The organism is Micromonospora narathiwatensis (assembly GCF_900089605.1).
Taxonomy (GTDB): Bacteria; Actinomycetota; Actinomycetes; order Mycobacteriales; family Micromonosporaceae; genus Micromonospora; species Micromonospora narathiwatensis.
Window position 1 is genome coordinate 2,416,466 of sequence record NZ_LT594324.1, and the last position, 20,067, is coordinate 2,436,532.

General features: G+C 72.3%; 17 protein-coding genes. 8 read left to right on the forward strand and 9 right to left on the reverse strand.

All coding sequences use genetic code 11. The features are described from left to right. Nucleotides 1-25: 25 nt before the first annotated feature. Nucleotides 26-2,212 (reverse strand): AAA family ATPase, encoded by a 2,187-nt coding sequence (locus tag GA0070621_RS29920; RefSeq protein WP_091194021.1) that lies wholly within the window; start codon nucleotides 2,210-2,212, stop codon nucleotides 26-28. Nucleotides 2,213-2,527: 315 nt separating this feature from the next. Between GA0070621_RS29920 and GA0070621_RS10500 the strand changes: the two genes are divergently transcribed. Then, nucleotides 2,528-4,339, forward strand: a complete 1,812-nt coding sequence (locus GA0070621_RS10500; RefSeq protein ID WP_091194023.1) for a RyR domain-containing protein — start codon at nucleotides 2,528-2,530, stop codon at nucleotides 4,337-4,339. After that, nucleotides 4,329-4,841 (forward strand): hypothetical protein, encoded by a 513-nt coding sequence (locus GA0070621_RS10505; protein WP_167666776.1) that lies wholly within the window; start codon nucleotides 4,329-4,331, stop codon nucleotides 4,839-4,841. Before GA0070621_RS10500 ends, GA0070621_RS10505 begins: the two co-directional genes overlap by 11 nt. A gap of 15 nt (nucleotides 4,842-4,856) precedes the next feature. Here GA0070621_RS10505 and GA0070621_RS10510 read toward each other — a convergent pair whose 3' ends face one another. Further along, the gene (locus tag GA0070621_RS10510) at nucleotides 4,857-5,318 is read right to left on the reverse strand and encodes a winged helix-turn-helix domain-containing protein (protein ID WP_167666777.1); all 462 of its coding nucleotides are present in this window, start codon (nucleotides 5,316-5,318) and stop codon (nucleotides 4,857-4,859) included. 411 nt (nucleotides 5,319-5,729) lie between these two features. On the opposite strand from GA0070621_RS10510, the gene GA0070621_RS10515 reads away from it, so the two are divergent. Continuing rightward, on the forward strand, nucleotides 5,730-10,094 hold the full coding sequence (locus GA0070621_RS10515; protein ID WP_167666778.1) for a S8 family serine peptidase: 4,365 nt from the start codon (nucleotides 5,730-5,732) through the stop codon (nucleotides 10,092-10,094). 114 nt (nucleotides 10,095-10,208) lie between these two features. On the opposite strand, the gene GA0070621_RS10520 is transcribed toward GA0070621_RS10515, so the two are convergent. Beyond that, nucleotides 10,209-10,712: a winged helix-turn-helix domain-containing protein gene (locus GA0070621_RS10520; RefSeq protein WP_091194028.1), complete on the reverse strand. Its 504-nt coding sequence runs from the start codon at nucleotides 10,710-10,712 to the stop codon at nucleotides 10,209-10,211. Between the two features lie 382 nt (nucleotides 10,713-11,094). On the opposite strand from GA0070621_RS10520, the gene GA0070621_RS10525 reads away from it, so the two are divergent. Beyond that, a complete protein-coding gene (locus GA0070621_RS10525; RefSeq protein WP_091194030.1) occupies nucleotides 11,095-11,841 on the forward strand; it encodes a hypothetical protein in 747 nt (248 codons plus the stop codon). 112 nt (nucleotides 11,842-11,953) lie between these two features. Here the strand turns inward: GA0070621_RS10525 and GA0070621_RS10530 are convergent, their stop codons facing one another. The 3 genes from GA0070621_RS10530 to GA0070621_RS10540 all read right to left on the reverse strand — a co-directional run bounded on the left by GA0070621_RS10530 (nucleotide 11,954) and on the right by GA0070621_RS10540 (nucleotide 14,247). After that, nucleotides 11,954-12,814 (reverse strand): hypothetical protein, encoded by an 861-nt coding sequence (locus GA0070621_RS10530; protein ID WP_091194032.1) that lies wholly within the window; start codon nucleotides 12,812-12,814, stop codon nucleotides 11,954-11,956. Next, nucleotides 12,807-13,340: a SigE family RNA polymerase sigma factor gene (locus GA0070621_RS10535; protein WP_091194033.1), complete on the reverse strand. Its 534-nt coding sequence runs from the start codon at nucleotides 13,338-13,340 to the stop codon at nucleotides 12,807-12,809. The genes GA0070621_RS10530 and GA0070621_RS10535 overlap by 8 nt, the downstream gene beginning before the upstream one ends. 142 nt (nucleotides 13,341-13,482) lie before the next feature. Beyond that, nucleotides 13,483-14,247 (reverse strand): DUF427 domain-containing protein, encoded by a 765-nt coding sequence (locus tag GA0070621_RS10540; protein WP_167666780.1) that lies wholly within the window; start codon nucleotides 14,245-14,247, stop codon nucleotides 13,483-13,485. A 181-nt stretch (nucleotides 14,248-14,428) separates the two neighbouring features. Between GA0070621_RS10540 and GA0070621_RS10545 the strand changes: the two genes are divergently transcribed. Further along, a complete protein-coding gene (locus GA0070621_RS10545; RefSeq protein WP_167666781.1) occupies nucleotides 14,429-15,712 on the forward strand; it encodes a multidrug effflux MFS transporter in 1,284 nt (427 codons plus the stop codon). A gap of 157 nt (nucleotides 15,713-15,869) precedes the next feature. Here GA0070621_RS10545 and GA0070621_RS10550 read toward each other — a convergent pair whose 3' ends face one another. From GA0070621_RS10550 to GA0070621_RS10560, 3 genes are all read right to left on the reverse strand, one after another. Further along, nucleotides 15,870-16,148, reverse strand: a complete 279-nt coding sequence (locus GA0070621_RS10550) for a hypothetical protein (protein ID WP_091194037.1) — start codon at nucleotides 16,146-16,148, stop codon at nucleotides 15,870-15,872. A gap of 21 nt (nucleotides 16,149-16,169) precedes the next feature. Continuing rightward, nucleotides 16,170-16,568, reverse strand: a complete 399-nt coding sequence (locus tag GA0070621_RS10555; RefSeq protein WP_091194039.1) for a DUF2267 domain-containing protein — start codon at nucleotides 16,566-16,568, stop codon at nucleotides 16,170-16,172. Nucleotides 16,569-16,730: 162 nt separating this feature from the next. Next, on the reverse strand, nucleotides 16,731-17,474 hold the full coding sequence (locus GA0070621_RS10560; RefSeq protein WP_091194041.1) for a L,D-transpeptidase family protein: 744 nt from the start codon (nucleotides 17,472-17,474) through the stop codon (nucleotides 16,731-16,733). A gap of 207 nt (nucleotides 17,475-17,681) precedes the next feature. Here GA0070621_RS10560 and GA0070621_RS10565 point away from each other — a divergent pair, with 207 nt between their 5' ends. The 3 genes from GA0070621_RS10565 to GA0070621_RS10575 all read left to right on the forward strand — a co-directional run bounded on the left by GA0070621_RS10565 (nucleotide 17,682) and on the right by GA0070621_RS10575 (nucleotide 20,056). Beyond that, nucleotides 17,682-18,434 (forward strand): dienelactone hydrolase family protein, encoded by a 753-nt coding sequence (locus GA0070621_RS10565; RefSeq protein WP_091194042.1) that lies wholly within the window; start codon nucleotides 17,682-17,684, stop codon nucleotides 18,432-18,434. 105 nt (nucleotides 18,435-18,539) lie between these two features. After that, complete coding sequence (locus GA0070621_RS10570) at nucleotides 18,540-19,253, forward strand: RraA family protein (RefSeq protein WP_197673954.1); 714 nt, start codon at nucleotides 18,540-18,542, stop codon at nucleotides 19,251-19,253. 59 nt (nucleotides 19,254-19,312) lie between these two features. Continuing rightward, entirely contained in the window at nucleotides 19,313-20,056 is a 744-nt protein-coding gene (locus GA0070621_RS10575) for an MBL fold metallo-hydrolase (RefSeq protein ID WP_091194044.1), read from the forward strand. Nucleotides 20,057-20,067: the final 11 nt, after the last annotated feature.

Here is a 20,067-nt window from a genome sequence, read left to right on the forward strand (position 1 = left end):
CCGCCGCCGGGCCACCGCCCGCGGATCAGGCGGGCACCATCAGCTGCCGTACGTGGCCGCTCAGCCCGTCGAAGACCGACCTCGCCCCCGACCAGTTGCGTGACCGGTCCGGCGGATCGATCGCGTCGTCGTCGCCCGTACCGGGGGTGGCCAGGTCACCCAACGCGTCGAGCTGGAACAACGGCAGGTACTCGGCGATCCCGTCGTAGGTCTCGCAGAGCCGGTCGAGCTGTTCCAGGTCCGCCGGTTGCGGGTCGCGGCTGTGGCGCTCGTACCACTGTTCGACGCCGTACCGGAACGCCTCGATCAGCCGTCGCAGCACCATCGACGTCCCCAGGGCCCGCTGCACGTCCCGGGAGCGCAGCCGCGACCGCAGCGGCGCCCCACCCTCCTCGGTCGACCGCCCCGCCCCGGGCCGGGGTGGAGTGAACGCGTCCTGGAGGTGCCGCTCGAAGCCGCTGAGCTGATCCAGCGCCTGGATCGCCTCGACGAAGACGCGGGCCACCCGGCCCGGTAGCGGCGACGCGACGCCGGTCGCCGGGCCGCGCCGGATCGTGGAGCCGGCGTCGAGCCGCGGACCTCTGAGGTCCTCGTGCAGCTCACCGCGCATCTCGTCGAGCTGGTACGACAACCGTTCGATGGACCGCTGGGTGTTGCTCTGCTGGCGTTGGATGCGCTCGACCCGCTGCCGTACCGAGGTCAGCGCGTCCGCGCCGACCACCTGCTCCAGCCGGCGCATCAACGCCTTGACGCTGCCCGACAGGTCCTCGGCGAACGTCTGCGGGTCGTAGACGATCGGCTCCACACTGAACGTGGCCGCGAGGTCCGCGGCGTGGTCCGTCGGCAGGTGCCCGACGACGACCAGGATCACCTCGCTGTCCGGCACCGCCGCCCGGATCGCCACCACCCTACGGTTGAGTTCGTCGACCTCCTCGGACTTGAGCACCGACTCGGAGAGCAGCACGCAGCAGCCGGCGTCCTGCTCGTCCAGCGGCACCCAGAAGTCGACCGGCAGGTCCCGCATCGACCCGACCAGGTGATCCCGCTGGTACGACCAGCCGTCCTGGGTGAGCACCCGCCGTACGTCCGCGCCGACATCCTGCCGGCTGGCCAGGTCGAACTGCACCCGGACCGCCTCGCGGACCATGACGTGGGTGACCGGGGTGCGCGCCTGGGCCGCCCGCTGGTAGAGGTGGTAGCAGAGCCGGATGATCCGCCTCGGCACCCCGTCGGCCAGGTTGGTGAGGTAGTCGGTGGTCTCCTCCGTGAACGGCGCCAGCCGGGCGTGGCCGAACGCCCGTGCCTGACTCTGCCGGATGAACTCCCGCACGTCCGCCGGGCTCAGCGCCGACATCCGTACGATCGGCCCGATCCGCTGCCGCACGTCCGGGCTGAGTAGATGAAGCATGTCGGGCAGCCCGGCGATCACCAGGAACGCCCCGGCCGACCCGAGAACCCCGATCATCCGCGCGAAGCGGGCCATGATCTCGTCCCCGGGCCGCCCGGCCGCCGAGAGGATCTTGTCAAGCTCGTCGAGCACCAGGACGAAGCGCTCGTGCCGACGCCCGTGCAGCAGGGCGAGCACACCCATCGTCTCCACCGCGCCGGCCTCCACGTCGGCCCGTGCGGTCACCCCGGCGGCCACCAGCGCCGGCCCCGGCGGATAGCCCATCAACCAGTCCCAGGCCATCGCCTCCGTGGCCGGATCGAGCAGCATCGCCAGGACCGTGCCGAAGGACGGGTCGGCGGTGACCTCGGCCAGTTCCTCGCGTAGCCGTCGGGGGAGCGGATCGGTCGCCGGCTCCGGGTCACCGTCGCACGTCGCCGGCGGGGCGGGTGACTCCGCCCGCCACTCCGCGACGAGGGCGCGAACCGCGTCGCGGGACAGCCGGCCCAGGAACCGGCGGCTCAGCGACAGGAACGTGTCGGCCGGCGCGTCGAGGTAGATCGCCGTCCCGGCCGGCCCGACGGTCCGGCGGGCGTGGGCCAGCAACTCGACCGCGAGGTGGGTCTTGCCGGTGCCGTAGTCGCCCACCACCGCGACCGTCCCACCGCCGCCGGTGCGCAGGTAGTTGTCCAGGTGAGCGAGCGCGTCGCGGATGGCGACCGTGACCACCGTGATGGTGTCCGTGCCGTCCGCACTCACGCGGGCGACGGCCGTCGCGGAGAACGGATTGACCGGACCGACCGCCGGTGGTCCGAGTGCGTCCATCTTCCTGATCCTCCGGTAGCTCCGGTCTGGGCACCAGGCATTCCCGTACCGCGGCCCGCTCCGCTCGTACGCCGACTTCGGGCCGTCTTCAAATCGTAGCCGTCCGTAGCCAGCGTGGCGGACCCGTCACCGGCCATCAGCTCGGGCTCACCTGCGAAAAGAGCCAATCGGCCAGGTGCGCCGAGCACCGTCGCGATCGACTACGTCCAATACCATAAGGGTCATGGTCGCAACCTGGTGGCGGCGACGCCGATCCCGGCGCCCCGGCGTGTTCGGCGCGTGGCACCACGGCCCCGCCGACCCGGGAGCCACCCGATGACGCACCCCCTCGCCGGCTTCTCCCGCCCGACCACGCGATGGCTGCGGGTCGTGTTCGGAGTCATCGGCCTGCTCTCCCTGGTGCTCGGCTACCTCGGCTTCGAGCGCCTGATGCAGGCCCGACCGGAGAACCTCCACGACCGGTACGACGTGCTCTACTACGACATCCAGCTCTTCGTCCTCGGCGCCGAACCGTTCCAGGAGCCCGGCCCCTACCCGTGGCAGTTGCAGGTCGCCCGCTTCACCGCCCCGTTGTTCACCCTGCTCGCCGTGGTCGAGGCCAGCCGGCTGCTGCTGGCCGCCGAGATCCGCCGGCTGCGCGCCCGGCGGGCCCGTGGCCACGCCCTGGTCTGTGGTGACTCCCAGTTCGCCCAGATGCTCGCCGACCGGCTCTTCGCCGACGGCGAACGCGTCGTCGTGGTGCGCTCCGAACCGTTCGGGCCGCTGGAGTACCGCCAGCGCCGCTACCTCGGCGTCGTCGGCGATCCGACCAGCGCCGAGGTGCTGCGCGGCGCGGGTCTGCCCATGGCCCGCACCGTCTACGCCTGCACCGGGAACGACGACCGCAACCACGCCATCGCCAACACCGCCAGCCGGCTCATCCACGACCGGGGGCAGCCACCACGGGTCTACATCCAGGTCCACGACCCCGAGATGTGCCTGTCCCTGCAGGCGCGGCGGCTCGGCGCCGCCGGATCCAGCCGGCTGCGGCTGGACTACTTCCACGTCGACGACATCGCCGCCCGCGCGTTGCACGAGCACCACCCGCTGCGCGGCCCCGTCCCCGGCCGGCCGACGAAGGTCCTCATCGCCGGCACCGGCGCCTTCCGCCGCGCCCTGCTCGTCGAGACCGCCCGGCACTGGCGCAAGCGCCGGGCCGACCTGGGCTCCGGCGAGCCCGTGCCACCCCTGTACGTGGACCTCGTGGCACCCGACGCCAGCGCCGAACTCGCCCTCACCGCCGCCCGCTACCCGTTCCTGACCACCGTCTGCCGGCTCGCCGCGCACGATCTCGACCTCGACCGGCTCACCGGCCTGCCGCACGTGGCCACCGGCGGCTACGACCGCATCTACCTCTGCGGCCCCGACGAGCGCAGAGGGTTGCAGTTCGTGCTGGACAGCCCCGCGCTCTGGCGGGGAGCGGAGAGTTCGGTCTTCGTACCGGTCTACCGGCAGGCGGCGCTCGCCGCCGCCTTCCATGGCGACTCCCGCCACGACCTGCTCGACGAGGTGCACGGAAAGCTGCGGCTCTATCCGGTGCTCACCCGCGCCTGCGACGCCCGACTGATCGCCGAGGACCTCACGGAACGGCTGGCCCAGCAGATCCACGACCGGTACCTGCGCGCCCAGCGGCGGGCCGGGGTGCGCCCCGGCGACGCGCCCGCCATGGTGGACTGGTCGCGCCTGCCCGAGTCGCTACGGCGGGCCAACCGCGCCCATGTCCAGGACATCGCCGCCAAGTTGTTGAATCTCGGCTGTGTGGTGGCGCCGCGGCAGGGCGGCGCCGGTGACGCCTCGGCCGCCGGGCAGGCCATCGACGACCGGATCGACGAACTCGCCCAGCTCGAACACGAGCGGTGGTGCCGGGAACGGCAGGGCGAGGGCTGGACGTACGGTGAGCCGCGTGACGACGTCCGGCGGCGGCATCCGGCACTGCGACCCTGGCACGAGCTGACCCCCGACCTCCAGGAGCAGAACCGCGAGGAGATCCGGGCGCTGCCCGACGTGCTGTCCGACAGCGGGTTCGAGCTGATCCGGCTGGCGCCCGCCGTGCCGGCGCAGCGGAGAGGATCGGCCGATGGGGCCTGACCCCGCGCCGCTGCGCGTCGGCATCACCGGGCACATCCACCTGACCCCCGCCACCGAGCGGCTCATCGCCGACGCGCTCCGCGTCGAGCTGCGCCGGATCAGCGACCGGCCGGTGCACGGCGTGACCTGCCTGGCGGCCGGCGCCGACCAGATCTTCGCGCGCGCGGTCCTGGCCACCGGCGGCACGTACGAGGTGATCCTGCCGGCCCCGGACTACCGTTCCGTGGCGATCGGGCCGGACAGTCGGGACGCCTTCGACGAACTGCTCCGGCTGGCGACCCGGGTCGTCCACACCGGCCACCGGCGCTCCGGCACCGCCGCCTACGTGGCGGCCAACCGGGAACTGCTCCGCCGGATACAGCGACTCGTGGCGGTCTGGGACGGCGAACCCGGCTGTCATGCCGCGGCGACCGACCGCACGGTCGACGGGGCACGGCAGCGCGGCATTCCGACCACGATCCTGTGGCCCACCGGTGCGCGACGGGCGACCGCCACGGAGTGACCGGCCCGACGGGCGTCACGCGCCGCCGACCCGTGGATGCTGATGGTCGGTCAGTCGGAAGCCGACACCGCGTACGGCGTCGATGGTGACGCCGGTGCCGAGCTGGGTGAGCTTGCGCCGCAGTCGCTTCACCAGGGACTGCACGTCCGCCTTGCGTTGCAGCCGCTCGTCACGCCAGACCGAGCGGTGCAGCTCGGTGTAGCTCCAGACCCGGACCGGCTCGGTGGTCAGGCAGGTCAGCAGGTCGTGCTCGAGCCGGGTGAGATCGACCTTCCGGTCTCCGCAGCGGGCGGTGGACCGGGTGGCGTCGATCAGCAGGACGTCGTCGGACACCGGAGGCGCGGCCGGCGCCGCCGGGGGCTGCCGCGGTGCCGCGATCAGCTTGCGCAGCTCGTCGAGGTCGGCCACCAGCAGCAGTGGTGCGACCCCGTCGAGGAGTTCCGCGAGCCGGATCCGTTCGGCTGGCGACGGTGTCACCGCTATCAACAGTGGAAAGATGTTCTCAGCCGGCGCGGATCCGTCCGGCACCGTGTTTTCGTCGTCCTCGGCCACGCCACCCACCCCGAAACGATGGGCAATTTCTGCCCAACTTCGTCTTGGCCGTGACAGTAATTGTCAATTCTGCCGCGAACTAGGCAACCGTTAGTCACAAGTTGCTCACGTCCTGTGCTTGATCGTCCTTTCTTCTAGATCATAGTGTCCAATCGGGCAGCCGGCGTGACCCGCACGGCCGCCCAGGGGGGCATGGGGGTTCGTTCGTTCCGGCGTGACCCTGACGGGAACGCCTTCCTGCACCCTTCGCCATGGCTCGATCGACTGCGGGTCGTTCTGGAGGAGGCAGCAGCGATGCTGAGACGTCCACACACGAGGCGCGTAGCCAGATCTCTGGTGAGCGCAGGCGCGGCTCTGGCCCTCGCCGCGACAGCTCTGGTCACCAGCAGTACCGGCGCACAGGCCGGAACGGGAACGGGCGCGGCGTCCCCCTCGGACAAGATCCGCCCGGATCTGGCGAAGCAGTTGCAGGGCAAGAGCGAGGGCGACTTCTGGATCCACTTCAAGGACAAGGCCGACCTCAGCCAGGCCAGTGCCATCAAGGACTGGACCAAGCGTGGCACCGCGGTCGCGGAGGCGCTGCAGAAGACCGCCGCGGCGAGCCAGGCCAAGGTCCGGGCCGAGCTCGAAACCGCGGGCGTGAAGTACGAGACCTTCTGGGCGACCAACGCCATCAAGGTCGACGGCGGCTCCTCGACGATGGCGCAGAACATCGCCGCCCACGCCGAGGTCGACGGCCTGTACGCCCCGATCGAGTACAAGGTGCCCGAGGTCACCGAGGGCACCAACGAGAAGACGGTGAACGCCCTCGAGTGGGGCATCGCGAACATCAAGGCCGACAAGGTCTGGTCCCAGTACGGCGTCAAGGGCGCGGGCATCACGGTGGCGAACATCGACACCGGCGTCCAGTTCAACCACCCGGCCCTGGTGAACTCCTACCGCGGCAACAACGGCGACGGCACGTTCGACCACAACTACAACTGGTACAACGCCGCCGGAACCTGCGCCACCGCCCCCTGTGACAACAACGGCCACGGCACCCACACCATGGGCACCATGGCCGGCCTCGACGGGGCGAACCAGATCGGCGTCGCGCCCGAGGTCAAGTGGATCGCCGCGAACGGCTGCTGCCCCAGCGACGCCGCGCTGATCTCCTCCGGCCAGTGGATGCTCCAGCCCCGGGACCTCAACGGTCAGAACCCGGACGCGAGCAAGCGGCCGAACATCATCAACAACTCGTGGGGTACCACGCTGCCCTCCAACGATCCGTTCATGGAGGACGTGACCGACGCGTGGACCGCCTCGGGCATCTTCGGGTCCTGGTCCAACGGCAACAGCGGTCCCGGCTGCCAGACCAGCGGCTCCCCGGGCAGCCTGACCAGCAACTACTCGGTCGGCGCCTACGACATCAACAACAACATCGCGAGCTTCTCCTCGCGGGGCGCCGGGCAGAACGGCACGATCAAGCCGAACATCGCGGCTCCCGGCGTGAACGTCCGGTCGAGTGTTCCGGGCAGCAGCTACGCCAGCTTCAACGGCACCTCGATGGCCTCGCCGCACCTGGCGGGGGCGATCGCGCTGCTGTGGTCGGCGGCACCGTCGCTGGTCGGTGACGTCAACGCGACCCGTACCCTGCTCAACACCACGGCCATCGACAAGGCCGACAGCCAGTGCGGCGGCACCGCGGCGAACAACAACGTCTACGGCGAGGGCCTGCTGGACGCCCTCGCGCTGCTGAACGCGGCCCCGATCGGCGACACCGGCACCCTGGCCGGCACGGTCACGGACGCGGGCACCGGCACGCCGATCCCGGGTGCCACGGTGGCCCTGACCGGTGCGGCCAGCCGCGAGCTGACCACCGGGAGCGACGGCAAGTACTCGTCCCTCCTGCCGGCCGGCGACTACCAGGTGGCCGTGTCGGCGTTCGGCTACCAGAGCAAGACGGTGTCGGCGACCATCACCAAGAACGTGACCACGACGACCAACGTCGCGCTGGCGGCGGTGCCGAGCGTCACCGTCAGCGGATCGGTCACCGACGGTTCCGGACACGGCTGGCCGCTCTACGCGAAGGTGAGCGTCGCGGGCCCGTCGGGCGTGTCCGACTACACCACGCCCGCCGACGGCCGCTACAGCTTCAAGCTCCCGGCCGGGTCGACGTACAGCGTGAAGGTCGAGCCGCAGTACCCGGGCTACCAGACGGTGACCAAGGACGTCGTGGTCGGCTCGACCAACGTCGTCAACAACGTGGCCGTGCCGGTGGCCGCCAACTCCTGCACCACGGCGCCCGGTTACCGCAACGGCTCCGACGGCGTGTACGAGACCTTCGACGGCACCGCTCTGCCGTCGGGCTGGTCCCTGGTGGACGGGCTCGGCAACGGCCACGTCTGGCAGTTCAACGACCCCGGCAACCGCGGCAACCTGACCGGTGCCACCGGCAACTTCGCGATCCTCGACAGCGACAAGTACGGCAGTGGCGGGCGGCAGGACGCCTCGCTCGTCAGCCCGGTCGTCAACCTGACCAACGTCTCGGCGCCGGTGATCCGGTTCAACCAGGACTTCCGCCAGCTGGGCTCCAACAAGGCGGACGTGGACCTGAGCCTCGACGGGGGCACCACCTGGACCAACGTGCTCCGGCAGTCGACCAGCGTCCGCGGACCGCTGGTGACCGAGGTCAAGATCCCGCAGGCCGCCGGCAACGCGCAGACCCGCGTCCGGTTCCGCTACTACGACGCCTCGTGGGCGTGGTGGTGGCAGGTCGACAACGTGCTGATCGGTAGCCAGGTCGTCTGCCAGCCGATCGACGGTGGCCTGGTGCTCGGCCACGTACAGGACAAGAACGACAACAGCTACGTCAACGGCGCCACCGTCACCAGCGACGACAAGCCGGCGGAGAAGGTCACCAGCGTGGCCACCCCGGACGACACCAAGCTGCCCGACGGCTTCTTCTGGATGTTCTCGTCGCTGACCGGCTCGCACAAGTTCACCGCGAGCGCCGGTAAGTACGTCAGCCAGAGCAAGCAGGTCAACGTCGCGACCGACTGGGTGACCGCCACGAGCTTCCAGCTCGCGGCCGGTCAGTTGTCGATCAAGCCGGCCGAGATCGTCGGCACCGCGAAGATGCCCGACGGCAAGGTCAGCAAGAGCTTCACGGTGACCAACACCGGCGGCGCTCCGGTCGACGTCGAGTTCAGCGAGCGGGACGGCGGCTTCGTGCTCCAGCGGGCCGACGGCTCCCAGTTGAGCAAGCAGCAGTTGCTCGCCTCCAGCGGCGCACCCGAGCAGCGGCTCAACGTCGCGACGTCGTTCGCCGCGCAGGCGTCCGGCAAGGCGGCCACCGGCGCCTCCGCCGCGGTCGGCCCGCAGGCCGCGCCCTGGACGAACATCGCCAACTACCCGGCGAAGGTGATGGACAACCGGGTGGTGAACCTCGACGGCAAGGTCTACTCGATCGCCGGCGGCGACGGTACGGCCTCGACCGCGAAGAACTACGTCTACGACCCGATCGCGCAGAACTGGGCGCCGATCGCCGATCTTCCGGGCGCGCGTAACGCCGTGACGGTGGGCGTCGCCGACGGGAAGATCATCGCGACCGGTGGCTGGGGCGCGTCCGGGCCCGACGGCACCACCTGGACGTACGACCCGGCGGCCAACACCTGGACGAAGAGGGCCAACAACCCGGCGCCGCGTGCCGCGGCCGGCCAGGCGGTCGTCGACGGCAAGCTGTACGCCATCGGCGGTTGCACGACCTCGTCCTGCACGCCGATGTCGAACTCCGTCGTCCGCTACGACCCGGGCAGCGACAGCTGGGCGACGTTGCCCAACTACCCGAAGTCGGTGGCGTTCCTGTCCTGCGGCGGGATCGACGGTGTCGTCTACTGCACCGGCGGTAACGACGGGTCGGTGGCGCAGAAGGCCAGCTACGCCTTCGACCCGGGCGCCAACGCCTGGACCGCCATCGCCGACGCGCCGGCCGACAGCTGGGCCAGCTCGTTCGCCGTCGCGAACGGCAAGCTCCTGGTCGTCGGTGGCGTGCAGGGCGGCGCCATCACCAACGCGGGCTTCGCGTACGAGCCGGCCAGCAGCTCGTGGTCCAGCCTGCCGAACGCCAACACCGCCCGCTACCGTGGCGGCGCGGCGTGCGGCTTCTACAAGATCGGCGGCTCGTCGGGCAGCTTCGACGCCGCGGCCGAGAGCGAGGCGCTGCCCGGGTTCGAGCAGTGCGCCGCGACCGTGGCGGACGTCAGCTGGATGACGATCGACAAGACGTCGGCCACGCTGGCGCCGGGTCAGAAGGTCACGGTCACCGTCGGGATGTCGGCGAACGTCGACCAGCCGGGTACGTACACCGCAGCGGTCGCGATCAAGCAGAACACGCCGTACACGGTGCAGCCGGTGCCGGTGACGCTGACCGCGAACCCGCCGAACACCTGGAGCAAGCTGATGGGCACGGTCACCGGGACGAGCTGCCAGGGTGCGAAGGCACCGCTGGCCGGCGCGGTCGTCCAGGTCGACTCGTGGGCCAACTCGTACACCTTCGCCACCGACGCCGACGGCAAGTACGCCTACTGGATGGACCGTCGGAACAACCCGTTGACGCTCATCGTCGCCAAGGACGGCTGGAAGCCCCAGACCCGTCAGGCGAAGCTGGTCGCCAACACGCCCACGGTGGAGGACTTCGCGCTCTCCCCGATCCGCTGTTGACAGTCTGACCGTCAGTTGACAGATCCGGCCCGCCTGGTCACCGACCAGGCGGGCCGGACCGCGTGGGTGAGTGTGGGTCGGCCGGGGTGGGAGCGTGTCCCTGGGCGGTGAGGGTCAGGCGGTGGCCAGGCGGAAGCCGACCCCACGGACCGCGTGGATCGTCGCGGCGGCGTCCAGCCTGGCGAGCTTGTGCCGTACCCGGCGCACCACCGAGTGCATGTCGGAGCCGCGCCCCAGGTGCCGGTTGCCCCAGACCTGCAGGTGCAGCCGCTCGTAGGTCCACACCTGTCCGGGCGTGCCGACCAGGCAGCGCAGGAAGTCGTGCTCCAGCGGGGTCAGTTCGATCTCGCGGTCCGACCAGCGCAGCACCCGTCGGTCGGAGTCGACGCTCAGTCCGGGCGGCGTGCCGACGTCCGCCACGGCCTCGGGGACGGCGGGTTCGACGGCCGGCGCCGTGACGCGGGGCGCCCCGGGCACGCCGAGGAACTCCCGGGCCTGGTCGACGCTGGAGACGATCAGGAAGGCCGCCGTCCCGGCGAGCAGTTGCGCGAGCTGCTTGCGTTCGTCCGGCGAGGACGCAATGCCGATAACCAGGGACGCGGTAGGAATTCCCCTCATTTTCCGCCCTCTTCCGGTTCCGCCTGTTCCAGGGTCATTTCTCCGTGGCGTCGATCGGTTGGCCGGCCCCGGCCGGGTCGAGGCTGGTGCAGGCGGCTGCAAATGGTCAGCAGGTGACTGGTCCGGTACGGACCAGCTTGAACACCGAAATTCCCGTCTACTCGGATTGTTCGGACGTGTGGCCTTTGGTGGGGTCGCCGGTTGAAGTCGTTGTGAGGCATTTCTTCCGGCGGTCACCTGACCGTCGCTTTAATTGATATAGTATTGTACATCGATGTAATGAGCAGATCAAGATTCGGTCGTTACATCCCCGGGTAGGCCGTGTTTCGCCCGCGAGTCGCCGACGGCGTTGGTCACCCGCCTGACCGGGTACGCGGGGCAAATGGCCGAGCTGATCGAGGACGGGGACATCTACTTCCTCTACCGCCCCCGCGTCGACGAGGAACACGTCGACTCCCTGGCAGAGGTCCAGCGGCTGCTGGTGGTGCTGCACCCGTGGCACGGGCGGCACCTGCGGCTGCTGGTGGTCGGGCGCAAACGCCTGCCCGACATCGAGGGGCACGACCGCTTCTGGGCGTTCGTCGACGAGGTGGTGGACCGGCCCCAGCAACTGCACGAGGCCCTGCGGGCGCGCAGCTACCGGACGAGGGCCCGCGACGACCGCCGACAGCCCCCGGCCCGGCCCGCGGCCGAGGGCGCGTACGTGATCGCGCGGCACGACGACCACACCCACCTCGCGTACGAGCTCGAACTCCCGCCACGTCTCGGCGAGGCGCAGCGCGACCTGAGCATCGAGTCGGAGGCGAGCTACATCGTCACGGTGAAGAACCCCCAGGCGCCCTCCCCGCCCGGTGTCGGCCTGCGCGGGCCCCGGAAGGTCCGGCTGCCCGCCGCGCTGCAGGCGGCGTTCCACGGCCGCCGGTTCGCCCCGCTCGATCCACCCGACTTCCTCGACCACCCCGGGACCGAGCTGGTGCTGATCGGGGCGGCCCACGACGCCTCGGCGGAGCTGCGGATCGACCTGGACGCGGAGGTGGACCGGGCGGAGCGGAGCACGGTCTTCGGGGACCTGCGGATCGGACGCCGGGAGCGCCCGGTCACCCCGCTCTTCACGGGGGAGTGGGCCTGACCTCCCGCGTCGGCGCCGTCACCGCCCCGGTCCCACCGCCACGAGCACCGCCCCCGGCCAGCTCCAGCACCATGCTCGTCCACGCGTACGGCCGGCACGCCGGCGCGCCCGCTCACCCCAGCCGGGCCGCCGCCAGTCCGGCCAGGCCGCGCACCCGGTCCGGCTCCGGCGGGTACGCCCGGACCGTGGTCACCACGTCCCCGACCCGTACGACGGCGATGTAGTCGACGTGCTGCGTGCCGGCCGAACTCGGCCGTAGCTGCACCACGTCCTGCCGGACGAGCAGGGACTCGTCGCCGGCGAAGCCGGTGTCCACGATGGCGAAGCGCTCCACGGTCGGCGTCGCCGACGTGGGCATCGGCTGCCCGCACCGGTCGATGACGGCGCGGACGTCGGTCAGGTTGTCGGGGCCCCCGCCGGGGGCGTACCGCTCGACGATCTGCGACACGCTCGCGCCGCCGGATGTGCCGCCGGTCCGGTAGGCGACCGTCTGCAGGGCCGCCTGCCGGGGCAACGACAGGAGGGGACGGGACCGGTAGGCCGGGCACATGCCCTCCCAGAATCCCCAGTACCAGCGGTCCGGGTTCTCCAGCTGTTCCGCCTCGAAGCGCCGCCAGTCGCCGGGGCCGAGGTCCTGCGGCTGGAGCAGCGGGGTGGCGGAGGCCGGTGCGGACGGGCCGGCCACCATCGAGGGCGCGCCGGTGGACGGGGACGGCGCGACCGACGCCGACGCGGCCGACGAGGAGGTGGCCGACACGGCCGGGGCGGAGACGACCTCCGGTCGTGACCCGGTCAGGCCCGCGCCGAGCACCCCGGCGACCGTCGCGACGGTGAGCACGCCGCCACCGGCCGCGAGAACCTGGCGGTGGCGTCGTTGCCGGCCACGCCGGCGTACCTGCTCGGCCGGCGCGAAGGCGGCCGGCGGCGGTGTCCCGCGTACCGCCGTGAACAGCGCGTCAAGATCGTCAGACATGGCTCGCCTCCTCCAGGTCGACGCCGAGCAGGCCGGCGAGGGCACGTCGACCACGTGCCAGCCGGGCCTTGACCGTGCCCTCGGGCGCGTTCGTCTCCCGGGCGACCTCGGCCACCGGCAGGTCGCAGAGGTGGTGCAGCACGATGGCGGTGCGTTGCTCGACCGGCAGACGGGCGAGCGCGGCGAGGAGCGCGACCCGGTCCGCGTCGGGACCGGGTATCTCTCCCGGCGGGCCGGACCGGCGGTGGGCGATGAACCGGTTGCGGGCCCGCCGCCACCGGCTCACCGCGATCCGCCGGGCCACGGTGCGTACCCACGCCTCGGGCGCTTCGTACGTGTTCACCGTCGACCAGCGCTGCCACGCCCGGGCGTACGCCTCGTGCAGCACGTCCTGGGCCTCGGTGGCGTCCCCGGTCAGGGCGTGGAGGAAGTCGAAGAGCCGCTGCCGGGTGGCCCGGTAGAAGGCGTCGAAGGAGGTCGCCTCGTCACTGCCGGCTGACGACGAGCCGACGTCGGCGTACGGCATGGTGGCAACCCCCGGTGGCATCTCGTCGAGCCGAACTGGCGGCCACGTCCGGCCTGACATGCTAGGGGATGTCCGGTTGCGGATGCCCCGACGGGCCTCCCGCGCCACCGCGACGCCGGCACGGCCTCCCGGCCGCGCCCGCTCAGGAGAAGTGGGTACGCGGCCGGTCCAGCCGCTCCCCGTCGACGATCAGGTCGACCTTCTCGTTGTAGAAGGCGACCAGCCCGGCGATCGGCAGCAGCGCGGCGGTCGGGAAGCTGTACGACCAGGCCAGGTCCGGGTGCGCCGTGCCGTCGCCGCGTACCGACCAGTAGTTGCTGGTCCGGCCCTTGTACGGGCACGCGGTCGCGGTGTCCGACGGCATCAGGTGCCCGAAGTTCACGTCGGTCCGGTCGAGGTAGTAGCGGGTCGGCAGGCCGGTCTCGAAGACCAGCACCGGCGAGGTCGACTCGGCCAGCACCGTCCCGTCCAGCTCCACCCGGACGCGGCGCGTGGAGCGCAGCGCGTCCACCCGGGCGTACGGGTTCCGGGGATGGACGAACACCTCCTCGTCCTCCTCGAACCAGCCGTCCAGCGCGGCCCAGTCGAACCGGACGGTGTCCGCCAGCCCGGGCAGCGCGTCGTCTCCGTACCACCGCGCGCAGCCGGCCCGGGTGGTGGCGCCGACCCGCAGCCCGTGCAGCCGCGCGGTGCCGCGCCGCGACGGCTCCGTACGCTGCTCGTCGACGAGCAGGTCACGACGCACGTCCGCGCTCGGGACGTAGTACTGCGGGTAGAACGGCCATTCCCACACGTACCGGGCCCGCGTGGTGTCCAGCACCGGCTCGGCGGCGAGGAACGCCCGGACCCGGCGGGGCACCGGCTCGATGTGGTCGACGGGGGTGATCGCCTTCGGAAAGTCCGGCACCAGGTCCTCCACTGCTGGCCAGAGTCGCTGCCCGTTCAACGATCGACGCGGCCGAGCGTTCGCGCAGGTGTGACCTGAGGCACCATCTTCCCGACCGGGAATGAGATCAGGCGCCCGGTGATTTGGTGGCTGATGTGACTGCCGCACAGATCTCCGTCCGGCTCCGGACGGGCCTGACCTCATGACCGCGACCGTCGAAACAATCGAGACACCCACGCCGCCCCCGCTGGCCGGCGACCTGATGAGCACCCGGCAACGGCTGCGCCTCGTCCTCGTCCTCGGCTCGCTGATCGCCATCGGGCCGCTGACCATCGACATGTACCTGCCAGCTCTCCCGGCCATCACCACCGACCTGCACACCACGTCGGCGGCCGTCCAGCTCACCCTCACCGGCACCCTCGCCGGCCTCGCCCTCGGGCAGTTGCTGATCGGCCCGCTCTCCGACGCGGTGGGTCGGCGCAGGCCGCTGCTCGCCGGCATCGGCCTGCACATCGTGGCGTCCGCGCTGTGCGCGATCGCGCCGGACATCGGCGTGGTCGGGGCCCTGCGCGTGCTCCAGGGGCTCGGTGTCGCGGCCAGCTCCGTGGTGGCGATGGCGGTCGTCCGCGACCTGTTCAGCGGCGCCGCCTTCGCGAGGCTCTTCTCCCGCCTGATGCTGGTGATGGGCGTCGCCCCGATCCTGGCCCCGACCCTCGGCAGCGGGCTGCTGCGCTGGTCGGACTGGCGGGGCGTGTTCGTGGCCCTCGCCGTCTTCGGCGTACTGCTGGTCGCCGTCGCGGCCGTCGGGCTCCCGGAAACCCTGCCGCCCGAGCGGCGCCGCCGCGGCGGGGTGACCGCCACCGCCCGGGACTACGCCACCCTGCTGCGCGACCGGACGTTCGTCGGCCTCGTGCTGGTCGCCGGCCTCGCCATGGCGGCGCTCTTCGCGTACGTGGCCGGCTCGTCGTTCGTCTTCCAGCAGCAGTACGGGCTCGACGAGCAGCAGTTCGGGCTCGCCTTCGGCGCCGGTGCCGTCGGGCTGATCACCGCCACCCAGCTCAACGTGCGGCTGCTGCGCCGCTACCCGCCGCAGCGGATCCTCGTCACCGCGCTCGGGGTGGGCACCCTGGCCGGACTGGTGCTGCTCGTCGTCGCCGCCACCGGCTTCGGCGGCCTCGCCACCATCCTGGCCTCGCTGTGGGTGGTGCTCGCCGCGGCCGGGCTCGCCATGCCGAACGCACCCGCCCTGGCACTGTCCCGGCACGGCGAGGCGGCGGGCACCGCCGCCGCGCTGCTCGGCGCGGTGCAGTTCGGCGTCGGCGCCCTCGCCGCGCCGCTGGTCGGCGCGCTCGGCACCGGAAGCGTGGCGATGGCCTCGGTGGTCGCCGGCGGCATGGTCACGGCGACGGTCGTCCTGCTGACCGTCGTCCGGCCCGCGCGGCTGGCCGAACTCGAACCGACCGCGGTCGCCGTGGCCGCACACTGACCGGATCGCACCGGCCCGCCGTTCAGCCCAGAAGCGGCGGGCCGGACGCGGGGGCTCTCACTCACGCGGCGGCGTCCCGTCGCTCGTCGGCTCCGGCACCCCGCGCCGGTCGAGGTCGACGTCGCTGCGCCGGCCTGCGCTGGTCGGCGGCCGAGGCTCAGCCCCGGCGGTCCTCGTCGGGCACCGGAATCTCCTGGTTCTGCTCCAGCGCGTCGGCGGCGGTGAGGTCGCCGCGCACCGAGCTGGCCAGGTCGGCCTGGTCGCTCGGCGGCACCAGGACGCCCTGCTCCGCGAGGTCCGCCTCGGACGCCTCCGGCACGGCGTCGGAGACCCGCTCGGCCGGGCCGACGACCGTCTCGTCCTGCCGCTGCTCCTGCGCGTCGGCCGGCGGCGGTTGGCGCAGCGGATCGGCCCGCTCGTCCCGGTCGGCGCTCACCGTGACCTCCCCACGGCGCGCTCAGCGCGTGCGCTCGACGAAGGGGGCGGTCAGGTCGGCGACGTCGCCGTACTCCGCCGGAAGCTGCGAGACGACATCGTCGTACGCGTCCGGCGGCAGGGCCTCGCGGAGGACGTCGAACACCGCCGTCACCGCGTCCTTCGCCTGCGTCACGTCGACGTCGCCCCGCCCGCTGACCCGCTCGACGAAGACATCGAGCCCGAACCGCTCGGCGGTCTCACCGGAGGCGAAAGCGTACGGCCGCAGACCCCGCGGAAGCTGGCCGGCCAGGTCCCGCGCCTCGCCGCCGTCGATCCGTTCCGCCAGGGTGGTCAGCGTGGCCCGGACGAGGGCGGTCGCCTGCTCCGACGACGTCCCCGTACGCTTCGCCACCAGGCCGATGAACTGATTGTCGTCCACCTGCAAGGCCCTTCTCTCGGCTGGATGGCCCCGGTTTCCCCGCCAGCACCGCCTCAAACGGCACGCCGACCCGACCAGTGTCGGGCCGGATCGGCGTCGTGGTGCGGCCACGGACGACGACGGCCCCCGGGGTCACCCCCGGGGGCCGCCGGCCGAAGGACGTCAGCGGTAGATGTGTACCGGCGTGCCGACCCGGATGGTCGACCAGAGCCGGTTCATCGCCGGGATCGGCACCCGTACGCACCCGTGGCTGGCCGGGTACGCCGGCACCGACGTGGCGCCGTGCACCGCGTAGCCGTTGTAGAAGTAGTTCGGCCGCCACAGCAGGCCGAGGTCACTCTGCCGCCAGCCGTCGATGCGCCGCTGCACGGTGTAGTTGCCGGTCGGGGTCGGCGTGCTGGCCTTGCCGCTGGAGGCGTCCAGGACGCGCACCACCGTGCCGTTCTTGGCCAGGTACAGCACCTGCTTGGTGAGGTTGGCCTCCACCGAGTAGCCCGGGTGGGTGTACTTCGGCTTGGGCACGACCGGGCGGTCGAGCGCCGACCAGGTGCGCGGCCCCACGATGCCGTCGCGGGTGAGGCCGTTCACCTTCTGGAAGGCGACGACCGCGTGGAAGGTCGACGGTCCGAAGTCGCCGTCGACGGTGCCGACGTCGTAGTGCAGTGCGGTGAGCCGGCGCTGCAGCGTGGTCACCGCCGTGCCCTTGGAGCCCTGCCGCAGGACCGACTGGCTGGCGGCGGCGAGCGTCACGGGGGCGGCGCTGGTGACGGTGGTCGCGCCGGTGACCGGTGCGGCCGCCGACGCCGGTCCGACCGGGACGGCCAGGCCGGCGGCCACCAGCAGGGCCATCCCGAGGGCGGCCCGCGAGGCGGGGTGGTGGGTGGTTGGTGGTCTGACGGGCAACATCGCCCCTCCCTTTCGTACTCCTGGGGTTTGACCGTAGTGCGTGGAGACGAGAACCGCGTTCCCGTCCGAAGTCAATTGTGGATGTATCGCCGGATCGGGCGACAGGGGGAGGGCCGTGATCGGCGGGCCCGGGCGGGGTTCGACGCGCCCGGTTCGGCGGCGCGGGTAGCGTGCACGGCGGAACGCCAGCGCGAGGAGGTCCCCGCAGTGCAGACGACGACCGTGGACGTGCCGACCGACGACGGCGTCGCCGACGCGTACCTTGTCCGGCCGGACGGGGACGGGGCCTTCCCGGCCGTCCTGTTCTTCGCCGACGCGTTCGGGCTGCGCCCGGCCGTGGCGCGGATGGCGGAGACGATCGCCGCCCGCGGCTACGTCGTGCTGGTGCCGAATCTCTTCTACCGCTCCGGCCGCGCGCCGCTGATCGACCTGTCCGCGCTCTCCGACGCGAACCGGCGCGGGGAGCTGTTCGAGCGGATCGGACCCATGATGCGGGCCCTGACCCCGGAGGTGGTGGCCCGGGACACCGCCGCCTACCTGGACTTCCTCGCCGGGCAGCCGGTTGTCGCGTCCGGCCCGGCCGCGATCACCGGTTACTGCATGGGCGGCACGAACGCGCTGCGGGCCATCGCGGCGTACCCGGACCGGATCGCCGCGGCGGCCGCCTTCCACGCCGGCCGGGTGGTCACCGACGCCCCGGACAGCCCGCACCTGGCCGTCGGCTCGGTCACCGGCGAGCTGTACTTCGGCCACGCCGACCAGGACTCGTCGATGACCGTCGAGCAGATCGCCACGCTGGAGAAGACCCTGGACGCGGCCGGGGTCAGGTACCGCTCGGAGCTCTACACCGGCGCCCCGCACGGCTACACCCAGTCCGACACGCCGATGTACGACGAGCAGGCCACCGAGCGACACTGGGCCGCGCTGTTCGACCTCCTCGACCGGACGTTGCGCCGCTGACCCCGTTCGGCGGACCCGGCTCGGAACCGGCGTAGGCCCGGCGGCAGGCCACCGACCGGAAACTGGCCCGTGTCCCGGTCCGTCCCGGCTGGCTACCGTCGGGCCATGACCATGGACCCGGACAGCCTGCGCCGGCGGTTCGCCGCGCTGACCACCGCCCACGTCGCCGACGCCTGCCTGCGGGCCGACGTGCCGGTACGATGCGCCCCGCCCGGGGTGCGGCCGGTGCTGTCCGGCGGCCGGGCGGCCGGCCGGGTGCTGCCGGCCCGGCACGTCGGCAGCGTCGACATCTTCCTCGAGGCGATCGACCGGTCCGCGCCCGGCGACGTGCTGGTGGTGGACAACGCCGGGCGTACCGACGAGGCGTGCGTCGGTGACCTGGTGGTGCTGGAGGCACAGGCGGCGGGACTGGCCGGCGTGGTGGTCTGGGGTCTGCACCGCGACACCGGGGACATCCGCGCGGTCGGGCTGCCGGTGTTCAGCCTCGGCGCCACGCCGACCGGGCCGCGGCGGCTCGATCCCCGGCCGGCCGAGGCGCTGGCCTCGGCCCAGGTGGGGCAGTGGCGGGTCGGCCCCGACGACCTGACCCTGGCCGACGAGGACGGCGTGCTCTTCGTACCGGCCGACCGGGTCGGCGAGCTGTTCGACCTGGCCGAGTCCATCCGGGACGTCGAGCGGCGACAGGCCGACCGGATCCGGGCTGGCGCGCCGCTGCGGGCGCAGGTGGGGTTCGGGGCGTACCTGACCGCGCGGGGGAGCGAGCCGGCGTTGACGTTCCGGGAGCACCTGCGCCGGGTGGGCGGCGCGATCGAGGAGTGAGGAGCGGAGGGTCGGCCAAACGGGCTCGCCTTCGGTGACCGGCCGGTACAGTCGCCAGGATGCGGCTCACCGTGCTCGGCGGGTCCGGCGTGTGGCCCGCCCCGGGTCAGTCGTGCAGCGGTTTCCTCGTGGAACAGGACGGGTTCCGGCTGCTCGTCGACCTCGGCTACGCGACCCTGCCGCGCCTGTTGCAGCGGGTCACCGCCGACGGGGTCGACGCGGTGTTCATCAGCCACGGGCACCCCGATCACTGCGCCGACCTGAACCCGCTGCTGCGGGCGCGTACGCTGCGTGACGATCCGCCCCCGCCGCTCCCGGTGTACGCGCTGCCGGGTGCCCTCGACGCGGTGCTGGCGTTGGACCGCCCCGGGATGCTGGACGCCGCCTACGTCCTGCACGGGTTCACCGCCGGCGACCGGCTCGACATCGGCCCGTTCCGCGCCCAGACCCGGCCACTGCCCCACTTCGTGCCCAACGCGGGCGTCCGGCTGGCCGCCGGTGACCGCGTCCTGGCGTACACCGGGGACAGCGGCCCCTGCCCCGACGTGGTGGAACTGGCTCGGGACGCCGACCTGCTGCTCGCCGAGGCCACCTACCTCGACCAGGTGCCGGCCGACTCTCGGGGCCACCAGTCGAGCGCGCGTGAGGCCGGCCGGCAGGCCGCGGAGGCGGGCGTCGGGCAGCTGCTCCTGACCCACCTCCGGCCGGGCGCCGACCCGGCGGCGGCGCGAGCCGCCGCCCGGGACGGGTACGCCGGCCAGGTCGGGGTCGCCGCCGCCGACCTGGTGCTCGACCTGCCCTGAGGGATGACCGG

What these genes read in the sequence shown, in the direction of transcription:
- GA0070621_RS29920 (WP_091194021.1), bottom strand. Translation starts at nt 2,212, where the DNA reads ATGGACGCACTCGGACCACCGGCGGTCGGTCCGGTCAATCCGTTCTCC.
- GA0070621_RS10500 (WP_091194023.1), top strand. Translation starts at nt 2,528, where the DNA reads ATGACGCACCCCCTCGCCGGCTTCTCCCGCCCGACCACGCGATGGCTG.
- GA0070621_RS10505 (WP_167666776.1), top strand. Translation starts at nt 4,329, where the DNA reads ATGGGGCCTGACCCCGCGCCGCTGCGCGTCGGCATCACCGGGCACATC.
- GA0070621_RS10520 (WP_091194028.1), bottom strand. Translation starts at nt 10,712, where the DNA reads ATGAGGGGAATTCCTACCGCGTCCCTGGTTATCGGCATTGCGTCCTCG.
- GA0070621_RS10525 (WP_091194030.1), top strand. Translation starts at nt 11,095, where the DNA reads ATGGCCGAGCTGATCGAGGACGGGGACATCTACTTCCTCTACCGCCCC.
- GA0070621_RS10530 (WP_091194032.1), bottom strand. Translation starts at nt 12,814, where the DNA reads ATGTCTGACGATCTTGACGCGCTGTTCACGGCGGTACGCGGGACACCG.
- GA0070621_RS10535 (WP_091194033.1), bottom strand. Translation starts at nt 13,340, where the DNA reads ATGCCGTACGCCGACGTCGGCTCGTCGTCAGCCGGCAGTGACGAGGCG.
- GA0070621_RS10545 (WP_167666781.1), top strand. Translation starts at nt 14,429, where the DNA reads ATGACCGCGACCGTCGAAACAATCGAGACACCCACGCCGCCCCCGCTG.
- GA0070621_RS10560 (WP_091194041.1), bottom strand. Translation starts at nt 17,474, where the DNA reads ATGTTGCCCGTCAGACCACCAACCACCCACCACCCCGCCTCGCGGGCC.
- GA0070621_RS10570 (WP_197673954.1), top strand. Translation starts at nt 18,540, where the DNA reads ATGACCATGGACCCGGACAGCCTGCGCCGGCGGTTCGCCGCGCTGACC.
- GA0070621_RS10575 (WP_091194044.1), top strand. Translation starts at nt 19,313, where the DNA reads ATGCGGCTCACCGTGCTCGGCGGGTCCGGCGTGTGGCCCGCCCCGGGT.